This is a genomic window from Bacteroides sp. LFL-34 (assembly GCF_027257075.1).
Taxonomy (GTDB): domain Bacteria; phylum Bacteroidota; class Bacteroidia; order Bacteroidales; family Bacteroidaceae; genus Bacteroides; species Bacteroides ovatus.
Genome location: NZ_JAPQKZ010000031.1, coordinates 14,755 through 32,525, shown reverse-complemented (window position 1 = coordinate 32,525; position 17,771 = coordinate 14,755). Strand labels below are relative to the sequence as shown.

Genomic DNA, 17,771 nt, shown 5'->3' with positions numbered 1-17,771 from the left:
TAAATCGTCACTCTATTACTGTCACCGCACCTTTATAGTAGCCGGACAAACTGGCATCGCCATATTTCTTAATACCTACCACTTCAAAAGTCATTTCAACTTCATTGCCCTGAAGAGACACCGAAGTCCGGCCTCCCAGAGCCAGATTGCCCAATGTGGTATTAGCCCGACTGTAAGTCACTCCTTCATACGTAATCGAGATTTTCACATTTTCATCATCACCGGAGAATCCGCGGAGCACTCCATCCAGCATTGTTTTCGAAAGACGCACCACTGCATCCGCTGCCGACATTCCCGCCACAGTAGTGATACCTGGTTGTCGTGAAAGGTAAATAACACAAATATCCGCATCCGTCTTATCTATCACCACAGACTGGATAGTGACCGGAGTACCGTCCGCCCCTAAGCGATATTCATTCGGGATCGTCGTATCATACACCGCGAAAGCACCGTTATAGTTACCTGATATTTTAAGGCTATTATCACCCAAATATTTGAGGTTAAGCGTCAATGAATATTCATTATCCGCTGATTTCGATACACTGAACGTACCTGCCGCATCCTCCAGGTGACCTTTGGATATTTGTATTCTTTCTTCGTCATACGGGCTATAATAAGTAAACTCAAAAGCCAGATTGGTATCTGTAATATCCACCTCCTGCCCGTTAAGTCCTGCATTCGGAACAAAAAGGCGCACATAATACGAGTTTACATTTTCCAAGTCCGCAGCAGATGAAATTCCCGACGGAGTGAGATACAACGCTACTCCTGCATCTGTCTTTTCATAGAAAGTAGCTTTGATGTCACGCGTTTTTTCTCCGTTCAACGTTAATATATTCGTCGTACTCTGCTTAATTTCAGAATAAGCACCCTCATAAGAACCTTCGAACTTTTCACCCGAAAGCAAAGTAAAGCTAAAAGTTACTTTCACATGATCGTCCGTCTTTTCTACTTTGAACTTACCTGCCGAACATATTTCAGACCATCCATAAGGCTCCACCGCACCCAGATCGTCAGCTCCCAATTCTGTCATATTATAGAAAGCATAATCCGTACCGTCATAAGACGTGATATCCAATACCTGTCCCAACATATCCGGATTGATTCCGATCATCAGGAACTCCGTGTCCGACATATCTTCCACCGTTGTCACTCCCGCGTCCGGACTAAGATAAAGGTATTGAATCCCTCCGATGACAGTAGCCACCGCCGATTTCAACGGACGCACTTCACTTCCGAAAGAAAATTCACTGGGCAACTTTGCAGGAGCCTTGTAGCTACAACCAGCCTCCCCTGTAAACTTACCGCCACTTTTCAGCGTACAATCAAAAGTAGCTTTCACAGCCGATATCTCATTCTCACCCGGAGTCATCGTCAAAGTGATCTTGCCTTGCGTCAGCACCTCTTCCCATTCGTAAGGGTCCACGGCTACAATAGCCTCACCATCGGCATCCATGTAATAAAGCACATAATCGTCACCTTCAGAGCTGCCTACCGTAACCGGACTGCCCACCAGACTCTTATCCACTCCCAGCATCACATATTCCTTTCCGCTATTCATAAAGTCTTCAAGCGTTTCCAAACTCTGCAACGGACTCATACACACATACACAATGCCATCCTGTTCAAAACAAGACACCGATTTAGCTTGTATCGTCTTATCCTTATACGTATACGTATTCACTGTTTCCACAGGTTCCAGTTCCGGCTCCGGTTCGGGATCAGTGGCCGGATCATCGTCACTACATGCCACAAAACAACTCATTGCCAACATGAATAAGAAAAAGGAAATAAATCTAGTTTTCATATTTCTCGTTTTTTGGGTTAATTATAAAATCGCGTTATTAGTAAAATGATGCCATCCACCCGTGTTTACTGCGGACGATAATCAAATACGGTAATAGGAGCATCCTGCGAATAAGTGGTACGTACATGATTCGGGTGTTCCTTATCACAGTCAATAAAATCTATCGTCAGCGTGTGTTTGTCACCGTCGCGTGCCACAGTCATGGTTCCGCCGTCTATGCGTGCATATTCTTTCATGGCTCCGTTCTGAAGTTTCTCATACCAGGTTCCTCCCGGATAAGTAAAGCCGTTAGGATAGCCCGAAGCTATGTTTCCCGGTTTCAGCAACTCGCGCGGGATACCATATGATTCCTTATCACGCGCCACCACCGTATAAGTACCTGCCGGAATACCCTGTGTTACATCCGTAGCCCATTCCACGAAAAATTCCACCTTCAATACTCTTCCATTACCGGCCGGCCAAGTGTCGACAAGACTTATACTCTCTTCCGCCAGATAAAGCTCGACTACCCGGCACGACTCATCTTGCAGATAATAAGAATCGCCCTTATCCTGCAGGCGGGCTTGCGTCCATCCATTCAGTGCAATATCGGTGGTCAGCGTAGAATTAGGAGTTTCATCCTTGCTTTCGTGACGGTCGATGGTGATTACTTTTCCCGTATAGGTGAAATAACGTTTCAAGGAAAGATCGCCCACCAATGTTCCGCTAATCGAATATTCACCACCGGACAGCCGTTTCACCGTCATTTTACCACCGGAAAGCAAATCGGCATCGACACTCGTAGAGTAAGATTTCACATCACCGTAGAAAGTTCCGGCAGGAATATCCACCTTTCCGGTCGGGAGATCGATTTGATTCATATATCCGAGGTTGAATGTCCATTCATCAAACGTGTATCCGTTCAATGCTGCATCAAAAGTGCCTTCAGGGAGCGGAAATTCCGTAGCTTCCGAAGCAAATGGCGGGACATTCAGGCTGAACGCCATGATCTTGCCCGGTCCTATCGGATTACCAGTAGCATCTACTTCCATATCCGTATAAAGCGTCAATACAAAATGATCTGTGCCCACTCCGTCTTTATCTCCCCAGTACACCAGGTTGGAGTTGACAAACTCCACCACTTCCGGCGCCGGGTTTACGTCTTCTCCACCGGGTTTTCCTCCCTCCGGATTTTCGGCGTCATTGTCACTGCAAGCGGTCAACACCCCCACAGACGCAACAGCGAACAGGCAGACACCCAATAACTTCATTATTTTCTTATCCATATCAGACTGATTTATATATTTTACATCATTGAAAAGAACTTCCGTAGCGACCGGGAATCATAAAAAAGGCGGAGTAAGCTCGGGAAAAGGATTCCCATTCTTCGCACGAGTATCCCCGCCTGTCATATAGTAAAGTTAAATTAAGAGAGAATTAGTAAATTCTCATTCCGTTTCACAACGGTAGTTCTTTTCTTTATTCATCAATGTTATGTTCGTTTTATCTGAAAAGTGCAATATCCGGGAAAAGGATACAATCTTTCAGTGTCCCGGTCAGGAACTGCTGTCCGTCAAACAATGCTATCGCCAGGTAGCATCCGCTTTCCGGTGCTCCGGTCACGTCCTGAAAACTGACTCCGACAGAACCGTCCTGATAAAGCACAGGAGCGAAACCGAAATTTCCTTTCGAATAAATATTGGAAGAAGCCGCTACAGAAAAGCCGTACAGGGTTTGCAAAACAACACCTGCCCCATCATCCGATGTTCCGTCCGATACTCCACCTGACGTTCCGTCCGAAGCGCCTTCTGCCACCTCATCCGCAACTTCTTCCACGACCGTAAAGTCTTTCTGTGCCGCACCGATAGGAACCACAAACGATCCATTTTCATAGGTAGCCTGCAATGAAATCGTAGCCTTTGCGGGGTCTTTCAGATATTGCGCTGCCGGAGTATTTGCCAACGACATCTTAATGGTATATCCCTCGCCATCGACATTCTTCGAAATTTCAGTAGCCGACAAGGGATAGGCGTTTTCGATATTCTTCGTATCCCATTTCACATAAATCCGGCTATTTCCCCACACTCCAAGCAGGTCCGTCGCTTCATACTGGTAGACGTAGTAAAGGAACTTCCGCCCCTCATTGGTGCTGACCAATAACTGGCAGGCACGGGGATTTCCGGTTTTGTTCTCTTTCAACACAAGCAAGAAACCATCTTCTTTTGAAGCAGCCGGCACCTCCACCCAGTCGATTCCCCGCTGCACGCTCACTTTGAAATCAAACGAACTATTCACACGTACAATCGTCTGTGAAGGAGCATTTCCGAAGCGTATCACCTGCTGGTCGGAGTCGGGAGCAAAAATATTTCCCTCCTGCGTCACTACAATTTTCTGTTCGCTATTACCATCGCTCACGGTCACCTGCGTGGCACGTGACGTATATTCATAATTGGCTCTGGCAAGCAAAGTTATCTTTTCGTTTGTCACTTCGATTACCCTGCACCAGTCCGCACCCGAAACGGCAGTCAGTTCTCCGGTAGCCTGCAAAGCCACTTCCACCGTTCCGCCTCCGGCTGCCAGATCGACGTCCGCATTCATGATGCGGAAGCCTTGTGCCGTTTCATCGTTTTCCTTGTCGCACGCTGTCATCAGCAAACAGCACGCAGATAATAACAGTATAACTAACTTATTCATCATATCATTCTTCTATTGTTTTTTTAATCAACCTGATTGCTGCAACTGCATCCGTGTATCCCATGAAAGAGGCCTCCTCATCCTGCGAGTCGTACACACCGAAGATAAATCCGGAGATTTCACCCATCCACACTCCATTGTCCACCAGATAAATGCCGTCGGTGGTAGGATAACTGATAAGACCGATTGCCGAACTGCGCAAAACATAATCATTCATCAAATCCCACATAGCCAGATACACGTAACCTCCCTGTACTTTCTTCAAAAATTGCGGCAAGATGGAAAGTCCGCCACGCGGCTTGTCATAAGTTACCAGAATGTCATATTCGAGTCCTTTGAGCCAATAGCTCTTGCCGTCCTCGTCCTTCACCAGTTGAATCTCCTGCGAAGCCACTTCCATCTGGTTCGTCGCATCGTTCAGACGATAAAAATCCATCTGGTAAGTGCCTGGATAATAGTCGTAACTTTGATACCCGGCAGTATAGACACCCGCCAGTTTCACCTCCGTAGCTCCTTCGTCGGTACAAACAAAGCTGATCTCCTCGTTCTTCCAGACAAAATTCTGCATGGTTTGTCCGTCTATCGTCACCGGTTCGTGAAAACGCATTCCGTCGGTGGTAAACATAAAAGGTACGGTTTTCTGATGCACCTTTCCAACTTCGTCATAATAGGTCACAATGAACGTATAGTTGCTGCGTAGCATTTGCCCGGTGTAGAGTCCGTCCATCCGCAGGTCGTATTCATAAAAGAAAGCATCGTCTTCCACTTTCTTTATCCGGGTGAGATATTGCTTCCACGTCTGGTCGGCAGAAAAAGCCTTCATCACGATGCGGTTGCCATATTTCTTGCCTTTCAGTTCGATACGGTCGGCGGTGGCATCGGAGATCACGAATTCGTAGTCGCCTCCGAGCGTTCCGTTCGGGTCGTCGGCCATACTTCCCTGTGGTTGACCGAAATAATGCACCAGATAATTGTAGGTATCGAAAGACAACATCGTTGCCTGCTCGGACTTGACGCTATAAAGCGAACTGACCGTCTCATCCGCTCCCGCTATCTGCGAAGCCATCGTCACCCGCTGGCCGTCGAACTTGCAAAGCAGGGTAATACCTCCCAGCGAGTAGTCCTTACCGACGTAATATTCCATCACCCATCCGTTGGGTGCTGCTTCCAGCAGTTCGCTGCAACGCTTCACATCGGCCGTGGCACGGTTGGCAGACGAATCGTCAAAATAATCTTCTTCCTGAAAGAGGCACGACTGCAAACCCAGGCAGACAAGGGCCAACAGGAAATATATCGTTCTATTTTTCTTCATCATAATAATGTGTAATTAAATAATCATCCAATCGTCAATCAAAAAAACAAGAGGTGACCGGCACTTATTGAATAGTGCTCAAGTCAATTTCGGTAATCTCCTGCTGGCGGCGCAGCACGATTTTACGAAGTTCGTTGAGGTCGATCCCCCATGTGTCGCGCATATAGTTATAGACAATCGTGAATTTCTTGTTGATGATGGCAGCGCCCGATTCTCCGGCTGCCGTCATCATATTGTCCCAGTAGGCCTGCGTATGCGTGACGTACATGGCTATATTTTCCACAAAATCCTCGTTGGACTGGCTCATGGCATAAGCCGTCACGAAACCGTCGGACCAGGCCACATCGTCCGTGCGGGGCATGGCACCCTGGGCGGTCATGTAGTAATACCAGTCGGCTCCCACGTATTTTCCTTCCGAGATGCGGTTGAAAGAAGGGTCGAAATTCCGTTTCTGATGCAGGATATGGGCAAATTCATGATGCATCGTTTCAAAATAATACTCGTTGAGCTTTTCGATATTGATCTTCTTTATGTTGAGGTCGTTCACGTTGTAGAGGGTGATTTTCTTCCCGCCTTCTGCCGTGCCGAGCACCATGTTACCGCTACTTTCGTAGGCGGGCGATCCGATGAGGTGGAATGTCTTGGGTACGTAGACACGGAGAAAATCCATTCCTGCCAGTTCGACGTAAGCGTCCATCCAGACGTGTTTGATGATTTTCGACAGTGCCACCGCTTTGTCATAGTCGGCGGGCACGAGGTTGTATTTATGATCGCTCTCGATATCCTTCATGCGGTACATGAAGTCGATGTTATAAGGATAGGTGTAGTTGTCGAGCAGCCAGTAATCGAAAGCATTTCTCTCCAGAGGTTCGGTAGAGAAGATGCTGTTCGCGGTGTCTATCTCGTCGTTATTGTTGCAAGCCCCCAGGCAGACTGTGGTGAGAGCAAGCAAAGAGTAAATGATCTGTTTCTTCATAATTTTCACTTTTTTCTCTGTTAGTTTCTTCTCGGGTTAGGTTGCATTCCCGCCACGATCACGTTTCGCGGAATCTGGATGGCACGGCGCAGGTCGTTCGGCGGCATTTCGTCGGTGACACGTTGAGTAGCCATGTTGCGACGGTAAATCATAATACCGTACCGTTTGATATCGGGCCAGCGCATCCCCTCGTGCAGGGTAGTGACACGGCGTATGTGCAGAATACAGTGAAGAATATTTTCCTGCATCCCTTCCTCGATAGTGAAATCGGGAGCTAGCTGTTTCTTGGGCGTCTGTTGCGTGAAAGGCGTGTAGAAATTCATTTTATCATAATACGCATTGATCTGGTCGGGTGTCAGGGCCGATTTGTTGCGGGTGTAGGCACGTTGCCAGCTCGTGATGTCGGCAGCCGACTGGGGGTACATTTTCTTCAACGCGTATGCTTCGGCACGGCAAAGCAGGGTTTCGTCCGTTGAAAACAATACCGGCATATAATAAAGGTAGCCGCCATCATAAAGTCCGCTCTTGCGCAGGATGCTGGCTACAAATCCGGTGGTAGAGAAAGGTTTCAGATACAAATAATCCGAGCTGCCCCACAGTCCTGCAGAAAGACAGGTTTCGCTGGTGGCGAGCGTTTGGTTGTGGAAGTAACGCGGGCCTACCAGGTAGTCGCTTCCGAGTGCGCCCCAGTTGGAGACGGTGCTGCTTATCAGCAGGTTGGCCTCATTGGAAGAAGCAATATACGCATCTGCCTGCACATTTCCGTTCACGGAAAGATTGCTCAATGCTTCCCAGTCGCGGAGCAGGTCGTCGGGGTTGCTGCCCAACACACGGGTGGCAAAGTCAATCACCCGGTCGCAGTTGGAGAAATCGGGTTTCATATAATAAAGGTAGAAACGGGCGGCAAAGGCATAGGCGGCCTTGCGGGTGAAATGGTATTTGGGGACGGAATATCCGTCGTCCGAAATCAGTTCCACTCCCTCCAGGAGGTCACGCTCCACTTTCCGGTACACTTCTTCCAGCGTGCCGCGCTCGTAACGGGGAGACACGGTGGTTTCCACGTCTTCCATATAGGGGATTCCCAACGATTCGGAGGCATGAGTGTCATAAGCATTGCAGAAGATAGTTGCCAGCATGAAATGGCAGTAGGCACGGCACACCAGTGCTTCACCGCGCTGCGGGTTGAGCGATGCCGGATTTCCTTTCTCCTCTATCGCCTTGAGTGCCATGTTGGCGGCTGAAATTGCACCGTAATAACCTCCCCAAAGGGAATTGGGTGTGTCCTGATATTCCTCTTTGGTATCTTCCCAGTTGTAACATTCCTTTTCGGAAAGCTGGTAGTAACCGTAGGTGGGGCCGCTATCATCGGAGTTGTCGCTGTAGAGTTCGAACAGTTCGTTGGGCGATACGTCGGGATAGGCCGATACAAGCAGTTTGGCTATTTTCTGGTCGGTGTTCAGTTCCGTGCGGTTGTCCGGTGTTTTGTCCAGAAAATCATTGCAGGAAACGGTAGTCAGACCGGAAGCTGCGGTGAGCAGCAGCACAGGGAGTATATGGTTTATTTTCGTCTTCATCTATCGTATATTTTTTCGGGTTCTCTATTGGGGGTTACAATCACAGTCCCAGACGCAGGGTGAGGGTAAACTGACGCGGAACGGGGGATGCCACCCCTCCGGTGTTCACAAATTCGGGGTCCTGCCCGTTCAACTTCTTGTCGGCGTAGATCAGGAAGAGGTTGGTAGCCTGCAACTTGAGCGACAGGTTGGATATTTTGGCAGGAGCGATCCAGCTTCTCGGGAACTCATACATCAGTGATATTTCTTTCATGCGGATAAAATCGCCTTTGGCGATGCGCTCCGTAGAATAGTTGTAGGCGTTGTAGGCAAGATAAAGCGATGTATTCGTCCTATATTGCGGGTCGCTAAGTATCACCGGGATATTCGTTCTCGCTTCGTCGCCGGAAACAGTCCAGCGGTTTTTGAATTCACGCGGCATGGCGGTAAGGTCGGAATATTTGTAGTTGAACACCGGGTTGAGGCGGACTACGTTGCCGAAAGAGTAAGTCATAAAGACATTTAGTTTGAAGCCTTTATAGGTGAATACATTACCGAAACTTCCCGTGACGGTGGGATCGGTAGGACCTTCGTATTTCAGGTAATCCAGTTTTTCGCGTTCCTGGAAGTTGATGCTGGTGCTAGTCACTTTTCCGTCGATGAGGTATTGCGGAATACCGTCTTCATCAAGTCCCGCAAAAGGGATGGAGAAGAGTCCGCGCACGGGGTATCCTTCGCGGGCAAAGCCGTTGCCGGAAACGAGTTCCATCATACTTGTGAGTCCTTTCAGCTGGGTGACTTCGTTCTTGGCATAGGAGAAGATAAAGTCTGTGTTCCATGAAAAATCATTCGTGCGGATGTTGCGGGTGGAGAGCGTAAATTCCACACCGTGAGATTTCATGGTGGCTACGTTGGCATATTTGTTGATGACGCCGCCTACTCCCTGTGTGGGGACTACACCGATCAGGTCGTAGTTGTTACGCTGGTACCAGTCGGCGGAGAAGTTGATGCGATTTTCGAGCAGGCCGAGGTCGATGCCGATGTTCAGCTCATGCTTTTTCTCGTAAGTGAGTTCGCTGTTCTCGATGTCATCGATATAAAGTCCCGTTTCCTGAATGTCGGTAAAGGGGCGGTAGGGCGAGAAGCTGCGGATGATGGCTTGCGAGTTGGTCACTTCCGCCGGGCCGCGGTCGGCGGTGAGGGAGTATGAGGCTTTCAGTGTCAGGTTGGAAAGGGTGGGTTGCAGCGCTTTGAAGAAAGATTCTTCATGCACGTTCCAGGCACCGGACAGGTTCCATGTGGGTAGCCAGCGGGATGAACGGCTGCGTCCCATGCGGTTGGTTCCTTCATAGCGGAAAGTGCCGTTGAGGGTGTAGCGTCCGTCGTAAGAATACGTGGCGTTGAAGAAGCTGGCTATACTCCGGGTTTCGGAGTGTCCCAGGCTGTAATAGCGCGAACCGGATTCGATGCCGTTCTTAAAGAACTGGTAGATGTAGGACGGAATTTCCCCCATCGAATATTGCATTCCCCAGCCTTGGAAAGAGGAATATGTTTTTTGAAGGCTGTTCACTTCCATTCCGGCAAAGAAGTTGGTGATGTGCTTTTCGGCGAAAAGATGATTCCATGAGAGTGTTCCACGGAAATCGAGTCCCAGCATACGGCGGTCCTGACGCTGGTAGATACCGCCTTCGGGCAGCAGGGTGATAGGCAGGGCGTATGGGTTGTCGGGGTCGGTATAGAGCAATTTGTTTTGCTCGCGGATGGTGGCGTCGTCCATACCGGTGCGGTAGGCGATTGCCTGATTGGCGTCGTCGAGCACGTTGTGTTCCTGCGATGAAGTCTGGTATCTAACGGCTCCGAGGGCACTCAATTCGAGTCCCTGAATCACTTTCCACTTCATCTCGCCTTGAAATTTCACATCGACCATATTGATTTCGATGTAGTTATTGTCGAGTTCGTGGAGAATATTGAATGGGGCGTAGTTGCTGATATAGTCCACAGAGGGGTCGAGTGTGCGGCTTGTGTTGAGCGCGTATGAATAAGGGTTGATGTCGAATCCGCGGGACATCTTTCCTGATGCGATGTCGAGGGTGGAGTTCATCGTTCCCGGCGCGTTCTGCTGGCGGTAGGAGGCGTTGGATATGAGGTTGAGCGACAGATTTTTATATATATTATAGGTTGTGTTCACATTGGCCGTGTAGCGTTTCACCTTGCTCTGCTTGTACCAACCCGGATCGAGCATGGCACTCAAGGAGGCATAGAAAGAGGATTTTTCCGTTCCGGCGGTGATGCTGACGGAATGGTTCTGCGAAACGGCATTGGTGAAAAGCACGTCGAACCAGTCAGTGTTGCGCATTTCCGCTTCGCGGAGGTAAGCGTTACGGGCTTCGGTGGTGTTGAGCAGTCCGCGTTGGCCGTTACTGTTGTTGTATTCGTCGATGAGGCGGTACATACGACCGTACACTCCGGTGTCTCTGGTGCGGAAAAGGTCGGCACTGTTCAACCAGCCTTTCTGTTCCATTTCTTTGTAGATTCCCATCTGTTCCTGCGAATTCATGATATTGAATTCTTTGTAGCTGGGGATAGCACGGGTGGTGAACTCGCCCGTATAACTGATCTTGCTGACTCCGGCACGTCCTTTCTTAGTGGTGACTACGATAACGCCTGCCATCGCACGTGCACCGTAAATGGAGGTTGCCGAACCGTCTTTCAAAATTTGGAAACTCTCGATATCGTCGGAATTCAGTCCGGCTATGGCGGAACTAATCAGTGTCTCGGCATCACCGGAGGAAAGATCATCGGGACCTACGTCGATGGCGTCTTCCAGAATCACGCCGTCAACAACCCACAACGGTTTGGAACTTCCGTAAATGGAAGTGGCTCCACGCACACGAATCTTGGGGGCAGTTCCAAAAGTGCCCGAAACATTCTGAACGGAAACTCCTGCCGCACGACCTTCCAGTCCGCGACTAATGTCGGGCAAACCGTCCAGCTTCACATTATCGGCATTTAATTGTTTGGTGGCTCCGGTAAAAAGACGTTTATCCATTTTCTGCATACCGGTCACTACCACTTCCTGTAATACTTCGGAATCGGATTTCATCATTACCTTGATGGTCCCGGACTTGATGGGAACATCCTGCGACTTCATGCCGACATAGGTGATTTGCAAAGTTCTTGATGAACTCATGCATTTTCTGCCCCTCCTTCCATAAGTGCTTGAGCACAAAATATTTAATAAATATAAAAAAGAAAATACAGAAAGGGGAATAAGAAAAGCAAAAAAGGAAGTGAAACGCAAAATAAATCGTCCTTTTTTGCTTTTTATCTACTTACTGAAAAGGTAGAAAATATCTTTCATGTAGCAAACTTCAAGTCCGGCAGCAACTCTCGTCTCCCCAATTAGGGTATTAATATAAGAGACTACGGATAGAATTTCTTTCTTTGTCCAATAAACTATCTTTTTTCTACCTGCAATTATTTATTTGCAGATTATTATGTGTTATTAAACATCTTATCTACGAATTTATCCACATTTATTTATCAAAAAGATACTTATTTTCGTTTATTAATCACCAAAAAGAAATAAGAAACCGCCTTTCATGTACTTATCTTGTATTTAAGTCCTTTTGCTACAAGTATTTTGTATCGACAGCACAAATTCATATTTTTTTCATATTTTTCTTTGTTTTTCTAAAAAAGTGGTTACTTTTGCGAATCGTAAGATAGCAAAACAGACTATTCTACTATATAAAAACTATATGAAAAGAAAACTAACGCTGTTATTAACCTGCCTGCTAGCAGGCATTAGCCTGGCAATCGCTCAAACCTCCAGAAAGGTAATGGGCGTTGTCTTCTCCGAGGAAGACAACCAGCCCGTCATAGGAGCATCCGTTTTAGTTAAAGGTACATCTATAGGAACCACCACCGACCTCGATGGAAAGTTCGTTATCAATAATGTACCAAGTTCATCAAGAACTTGGTAATTCCCCTCCCGCTTTCCTCTATTTTCCATCTTTTTTCTTCACCTTTCCTTCCTTTTCACCAGTCTCCAGGAACAGTGTTTTATCGTCATGAAACTGAATATCTATACGAATATGATGACTATCATCAACTGTATAGCCTACATCCGCAGAATCTCCTAGAAAAAGCTTCAGAATCCAGCACAACACCTCCGGAATATTGACAATAATCGTTGCCTTTCCAATCACACAAGAGAAAAAATTAAAGATAGTTGTCCAATTTGGTATAGGACTCCGACCGTCGAAATTACACCTGTACACACGCCCCACGGACGAACGCGAACAATCCGAATTCTTTTCAACATATTTTTCTGGAATATTATTCAGTTGCCCCAACTTAAAAACACAATCAATTACTTTCTTCTTAACATCATCGTCGCTGTGACGTACACCGGTCATTTCTTTCTGACCATTTTCACTGTTAAAAACCACTTCTCTTTCTACCTTAGTCATTTTTTTACATTTTATTTAATATTTACATATAAAATTCACGACAAAAGTACAATGCTTATTTTAACATATATGTTCAAGCATGACACATTCTATATTTTTCATCCATATTTTCACAAAGAAAGAGGGTTTGGGGTACCCATTTTCTACCTTACCGGTATTATCAAGAAAATAGATGAAATAAAATCTGCCAAAGAGGAAAGAAATCACTCGTTCCAAAAGCTGTGATTTGCGCTAAAAAAGAGAAAGCATTCCTGCACTAAAAGTTTCAACGTTTCATTATGGTTCAAGCTTGGACAGCCTTTGCATTACCTGCTCTCTACCTTTGTCCCCATAATCAAATCATTAAAACGAATCAAAATGACTGAAACTGAAAAAAATCATTCCTTCCAACGGGTACAGCTAATGAAGCAAGCTGCCGTCATCCGGCAAAACAACGGTATGAACCGGCACGATGCACTCGTCACGGCTCACCGGATAGGGGCTCTCATCCGGCAGATGCATCACGGAAATGTCTGTTTCCGCTACACCAAACAGGATGGAACCATCCGACATGCCACCGGCACCCTCACCGGATATGAACATAGTTTCCACCGTCCGTATCTACCCAAACCGGAAAATACGTTCGTTGTCTACTATGATATCGAAGCCAAAGGCTGGCGCACCTTTCACGCTGAAAATTTTCTGGATATCGAAACGGACGGGCAAGACAGCAACAAGTAAAAATGAATCTGCAAAAGAACGGAATGAACGGGCAGGAACGAAAAGAATGGGAGGCGCTTTGCAGACAGTATAACGTAGATTCGCTATACGAGGCCATTCAAGGCTGCCGGGAAGAACTGGAGTTTCTGATTCATTGTGCCGAACGGCTCGAACCTCATACGGAGGAGGAGGAAGAAACGCCGTTTAACACATACAGACCACAGCGTTTCTCCGCACCAGAAAGCGCCGTTTAACAGATGGAGGAAACGCCGTTTCTCCCCGCATGATTCAGAAAAACGATTATTTTTTAACAGAGTATAATTTTATTAACATTATCAATATCAAGTATGGAAAATTGGAGATTTATTGAAGAAAACCCCGACTATATGATTTCAGATCACGGACGGGTATTGAGTTTCAAGGGCAGATCAAAGTTGATCCTTTGTGCCAAAATCATGGGGACCGGTTACGAAACTGTCATACTGCCGAATAAAGGTGTTTGTATCGAATACAAAATTCATCGTTTGGTTGCCAAAGCATTCATCCCCAACCCGGAGCAGCTGCCACAGATTAACCACCTCGATGGCAATACGATGAACAACCACGTGTCAAACCTCGAATGGTGCGATGCATACACCAATATGATGCACGCCATCCGGACGGGATTACGACGTACGGGAGTGGGATCTCATCAAACACCTTTCGCCGTTACGGATGCAACGGGGAAAGTATTGCGTGCCTACCCGTCTATGAAAGAAATGGTCAGAGAGGAACGTCTGAAGCCTGCGCACCGAAACTGGCTTATCCTCCAACTAAAGCATCCGGACCGCGTGAAACAACACGCCTTGCGTGTGCAACATCATCGGGGAGATGCTTTTATTATGGTTCAGACAAGGCCTAACCAGACCACAGTGCTTAATCGGACGACAATACCTAATCGGCCCACCATGCCTAATCAAACGATAACGCCGCCGATGGATGCTCCCTTCTCTCCGGTGCTCCATTCAGTAACAAAGCAATATTACCGCCAACTGTCCAAAGAGGAGGCTATTGCGTTCGGGGTTATCTCACGTGCCGTCTGCAAACAGGAAAGGAGGATTCTGCCATGAAAGACACGATCATCATCCACTGTTCCGCCACTCGTGCGGGACAGGATTTTACCGCTACCGACATCGACCGCTGGCATCGTCAACGTGGTTTTCGTTCTATCGGTTATCATTTCGTCATCCGTCTCGACGGTACGATAGAACCGGGAAGAGATGTTGCTCTCGACGGAGCGCATTGTACAGGTTGGAACCATCGGTCTATCGGCATCTGCTACATTGGCGGATTGGACAGGAACGGCCGGCCTGCCGACACACGAACGGAAGCGCAACGTGAAGCGCTCGTCCGGCTGGTAGAAGATTTGCGCCTTGTCTTCCCTTCTCTGAAGCAGGTGATAGGGCATCGGGACACCAGTCCTGACCTCAATGGAGACGGCATTATCTCACCTGACGAGTATATAAAATCTTGCCCCTGCTTCGATGTAAAAGCAGAATTTATTCAGTAATAATCAACCATTTACAACCAGCATTTTATCATCATGGCCCGCATTTCCAAACCCGGATTAGATTATTTCCCCCTCGATGTCAATTTTCTGCAGGACAGAAAAGTACGCCGCATCTCCTGTCGCCACCACGCGGCAGGGATTGCCGCACTCACTTCGCTGCTCTGCCTCATCTATAAAGAAAAAGGTTATTATATTTTGTGGAACAAAGACACTCTTTTCGACATCGCCCAGGAAGCGTGTTGCGGGGAGGAGGAAATGCAGGCCATCATTGATGATTGCCTGTCAGTGGGGCTGTTCGATGATCTTATATATAAGGAGTATGGCGTACTGACTTCACAGGCGATTCAGGAACAATATCATAAAATCATCACCGACAGCCGGAGAAAATATAAATTACCCCTGGAACATTTCTGGATTATCAAGGAGGAGAGTAGTGAAATAGAACCGGAAAATACGGATGACTCCGGCAAAGATGTTACAAAACCCCATGAATTTGCTACAACAATGCCACAAACAAAAGAAGAAACGGATACAGATATCAAAGGTAAACAGGAAAGGAATATGGAAAATGAAATCAAACCTGAAATAAAAAAAGACATAGAGACAGAGAGGGAAGGAAAAGACGGAAAGGAGAATGAGAGGAGCATGCCGCCCGTTCCGTCAAACAGCGTTTTTCAGGCTTCGCCTGTCGTTGTAGAGGGTTTGTCTTTGGATAAATCGATTGGAAAAGAAACGGTTTCGGAAGGGATGCAAGCGGGAGGAGGCTCGGAAGCTATACTTCTACTTAATATGCAAACTATCGGCATCCGGAACGAACAGACCGTAAAAGCGATTGTCGCCCTTGCCCGACGTAAAGAATTGGGAGGCCCCGGCGGTATTTTATGGAAAATTCTTAGTTCCCAATACCGCCCTACCCTACTCAAAAAGAATGAACCGGGTGATTACATTCTTTGGGCACTCAATCATCCGACGGAATTTGAAAACACCTACAACGGGACACTGAAAAAGCTAATCAGGGGAAGATAAAGCGGAAAAGTCTGCCTATAAACAAGGAACCTTTTATTTTTACTGCAAAAGGGATGGAAAACCAAGAATTATCGTACCTTTGTAGTACGAAGAAAAAGCCTCTTTTTTATGTATAAAGAGAAACGTCTCTTTGCAAAACATAAAAAGAAGCGACCCAAAACAATGAGTAAATTTATCAATCCGTTCACCGACTACGGATTCAAACTAATATTCGGCAGAGAAGTGTCTAAGGATTTACTAATCGAATTTCTGAACGACCTGCTCGAAGGTGAACGAGTGATAACGGACTTACAGTTTTTGAATAATGAGCAATTGCCGCTCTATCCGGAAGGACGAGGTATTATCTATGATGTATATTGCACCACGGACACAGGCGAAAAAATCATCGTTGAAATGCAGAACCGTATGCAAAGCAACTTCAAAGAACGCTCGATTTATTATTTATCGCGTGCCATCATCAATCAAGGAAGGGTAGGCAATGAATGGAAGTTTGAAATAAAAGCCGTATACGGAGTTTTCTTGATGAATTTCATTATCGACAAGAACATAAAACTCCGCACAGATGTTATTCTAAGTGACAGGGAAACAGGAGAACTCTTCTCGGATAAGTTCCGGGAAATCTTTATCGCCCTCCCTCTCTTCAACAAAAACGAAGAGGAATGCGAAACGAATTTTGAACGTTGGATTTATATATTAAATAATATGGAAACTTTAAAACGCATGCCGTTCAAGGCACGAAAAGCTGTCTTCGAGAAATTGGAAGATATCGCTGATGTGGCTTCTATGTCTCCGGAAGACAGGGAGCGATACGACAATAGCGTCAAAGTGTACCGAGATTATTTGGTGACAATGGATGCAGCTGAACAAAAAGGTGCACAAGAAACCCAGCTGAAAATAGCCCGGAACATGAAAGCCAAAGGGATAGACAATGAGTCTATCGCCGAATGTACCGATTTACCTTTAAGCATAATCGAAGGGTTATAAAGTAATCGGATTCATAAAGGCACTATGTTGTAACCAACCGTTTACGAACGAAGAAAATAAAAAGAGGTGAGCTCCCTTTGCAGGGTAGTCCACCTCTTTCTCTTCATACACAAACATTCAAATTATCAGGTTTCAGGTGTTCGTCAATATAACGGATACCGTCCATCTTAAAAAGCCCCCGCAGAAGCGTATAGTTCAACATACGCTGCACCAGGTACGGGGTGCCTTGCAAGCTGCTCTGGTAGATGACCTCCTGCAAATCCGGTGCAAAACGGTCGGGATCGACTCCGGGAAGCAGATAACCGCAAATCTTACAATGCGTCAAGACATCAATCAACTGCTGCAACCAGAAAGCCTCCTCCCGCTCGAAAGCAGCACGGTATTCCCTGTCGGTAGCAATATCCATCAGCAACTTCTTCCCCAGCGAATGAAGCAGGGTGAGATAGCCATCCACTGTGATGAAAAGTGCCTCCATGCACGAGCTGTCCATCCGTATCTGTTTTTGCTGGATCTGGCTTCTGATTCCGTTAGCAAAATCAGAAAGACAGACACGGAACAGACTCGTTTTGCTGGGAAAGAGCTTGTAGAGTGTCCGCTTCGACATCTTCATTCCCCTGGCTATATCATCCATCGTCAACCCGTCGGCACCATGCTGGTACATTTCCCGCTTGGTGTAGTCGAGTATCCGGCAACGCAGTGTTTCTGGATTCATACATA

General features: G+C 46.9%; 16 protein-coding genes. 7 read left to right on the top strand and 9 right to left on the bottom strand.

Features of this window, described 5'->3' with window-relative positions; all coding sequences use genetic code 11:
• Positions 1 to 7 precede the first annotated feature (7 nt).
• From N5O98_RS17660 to N5O98_RS17630, 7 genes are all read right to left on the bottom strand, one after another.
• Positions 8 to 1,807 carry a hypothetical protein gene (locus tag N5O98_RS17660; RefSeq protein ID WP_022200250.1) on the bottom strand — a complete coding sequence of 600 codons (1,800 nt, stop codon included), beginning with the start codon at positions 1,805 to 1,807 and terminating at the stop codon, positions 8 to 10.
• Positions 1,808 to 1,872: 65 nt separating this feature from the next.
• Positions 1,873 to 3,072 carry a hypothetical protein gene (locus tag N5O98_RS17655; protein ID WP_004310112.1) on the bottom strand — a complete coding sequence of 400 codons (1,200 nt, stop codon included), beginning with the start codon at positions 3,070 to 3,072 and terminating at the stop codon, positions 1,873 to 1,875.
• Positions 3,073 to 3,289: 217 nt separating this feature from the next.
• Complete coding sequence (locus N5O98_RS17650; RefSeq protein ID WP_004310111.1) at positions 3,290 to 4,483, bottom strand: BACON domain-containing protein; 1,194 nt, start codon at positions 4,481 to 4,483, stop codon at positions 3,290 to 3,292.
• A gap of 1 nt (position 4,484) precedes the next feature.
• Positions 4,485 to 5,795 carry a DUF4302 domain-containing protein gene (locus N5O98_RS17645; RefSeq protein ID WP_004296764.1) on the bottom strand — a complete coding sequence of 437 codons (1,311 nt, stop codon included), beginning with the start codon at positions 5,793 to 5,795 and terminating at the stop codon, positions 4,485 to 4,487.
• A gap of 61 nt (positions 5,796 to 5,856) precedes the next feature.
• A complete protein-coding gene (locus N5O98_RS17640) occupies positions 5,857 to 6,768 on the bottom strand; it encodes a zinc-binding metallopeptidase (protein WP_004326042.1) in 912 nt (303 codons plus the stop codon).
• Between the two features lie 20 nt (positions 6,769 to 6,788).
• Positions 6,789 to 8,342, bottom strand: a complete 1,554-nt coding sequence (locus N5O98_RS17635; protein WP_004296760.1) for a RagB/SusD family nutrient uptake outer membrane protein — start codon at positions 8,340 to 8,342, stop codon at positions 6,789 to 6,791.
• Positions 8,343 to 8,382: 40 nt separating this feature from the next.
• On the bottom strand, positions 8,383 to 11,511 hold the full coding sequence (locus tag N5O98_RS17630) for a SusC/RagA family TonB-linked outer membrane protein (RefSeq protein WP_004326044.1): 3,129 nt from the start codon (positions 11,509 to 11,511) through the stop codon (positions 8,383 to 8,385).
• Between the two features lie 571 nt (positions 11,512 to 12,082).
• Here N5O98_RS17630 and N5O98_RS17625 point away from each other — a divergent pair.
• Positions 12,083 to 12,307 (top strand): carboxypeptidase-like regulatory domain-containing protein, encoded by a 225-nt coding sequence (locus N5O98_RS17625; RefSeq protein WP_004310107.1) that lies wholly within the window; start codon positions 12,083 to 12,085, stop codon positions 12,305 to 12,307.
• An 18-nt stretch (positions 12,308 to 12,325) separates the two neighbouring features.
• On the opposite strand, the gene N5O98_RS17620 is transcribed toward N5O98_RS17625, so the two are convergent.
• Positions 12,326 to 12,796: a hypothetical protein gene (locus tag N5O98_RS17620; protein ID WP_004296754.1), complete on the bottom strand. Its 471-nt coding sequence runs from the start codon at positions 12,794 to 12,796 to the stop codon at positions 12,326 to 12,328.
• A 357-nt stretch (positions 12,797 to 13,153) separates the two neighbouring features.
• Between N5O98_RS17620 and N5O98_RS17615 the strand changes: the two genes are divergently transcribed.
• The 6 genes from N5O98_RS17615 (at position 13,154) to N5O98_RS17590 (ending at position 17,054) form a co-directional block, all read left to right on the top strand.
• A complete protein-coding gene (locus tag N5O98_RS17615; RefSeq protein WP_004296751.1) occupies positions 13,154 to 13,516 on the top strand; it encodes an SH3 beta-barrel fold-containing protein in 363 nt (120 codons plus the stop codon).
• A gap of 2 nt (positions 13,517 to 13,518) precedes the next feature.
• Positions 13,519 to 13,749, top strand: a complete 231-nt coding sequence (locus tag N5O98_RS17610; RefSeq protein WP_004296750.1) for a hypothetical protein — start codon at positions 13,519 to 13,521, stop codon at positions 13,747 to 13,749.
• 93 nt (positions 13,750 to 13,842) lie between these two features.
• Positions 13,843 to 14,604, top strand: coding sequence for an HNH endonuclease (locus N5O98_RS17605; RefSeq protein ID WP_118161295.1), 762 nt, complete (start codon positions 13,843 to 13,845; stop codon positions 14,602 to 14,604).
• Positions 14,601 to 15,044, top strand: a complete 444-nt coding sequence (locus N5O98_RS17600; protein WP_004296748.1) for an N-acetylmuramoyl-L-alanine amidase — start codon at positions 14,601 to 14,603, stop codon at positions 15,042 to 15,044. Before N5O98_RS17605 ends, N5O98_RS17600 begins: the two co-directional genes overlap by 4 nt.
• A 33-nt stretch (positions 15,045 to 15,077) precedes the next feature.
• On the top strand, positions 15,078 to 16,070 hold the full coding sequence (locus N5O98_RS17595) for a DUF4373 domain-containing protein (RefSeq protein ID WP_004296747.1): 993 nt from the start codon (positions 15,078 to 15,080) through the stop codon (positions 16,068 to 16,070).
• 162 nt (positions 16,071 to 16,232) lie between these two features.
• The gene (locus N5O98_RS17590) at positions 16,233 to 17,054 is read left to right on the top strand and encodes an Rpn family recombination-promoting nuclease/putative transposase (RefSeq protein ID WP_022200246.1); all 822 of its coding nucleotides are present in this window, start codon (positions 16,233 to 16,235) and stop codon (positions 17,052 to 17,054) included.
• Between the two features lie 103 nt (positions 17,055 to 17,157).
• On the opposite strand, the gene N5O98_RS17585 is transcribed toward N5O98_RS17590, so the two are convergent.
• Complete coding sequence (locus N5O98_RS17585; RefSeq protein WP_004326045.1) at positions 17,158 to 17,766, bottom strand: TetR/AcrR family transcriptional regulator; 609 nt, start codon at positions 17,764 to 17,766, stop codon at positions 17,158 to 17,160.
• Positions 17,767 to 17,771 lie beyond the last annotated feature (5 nt).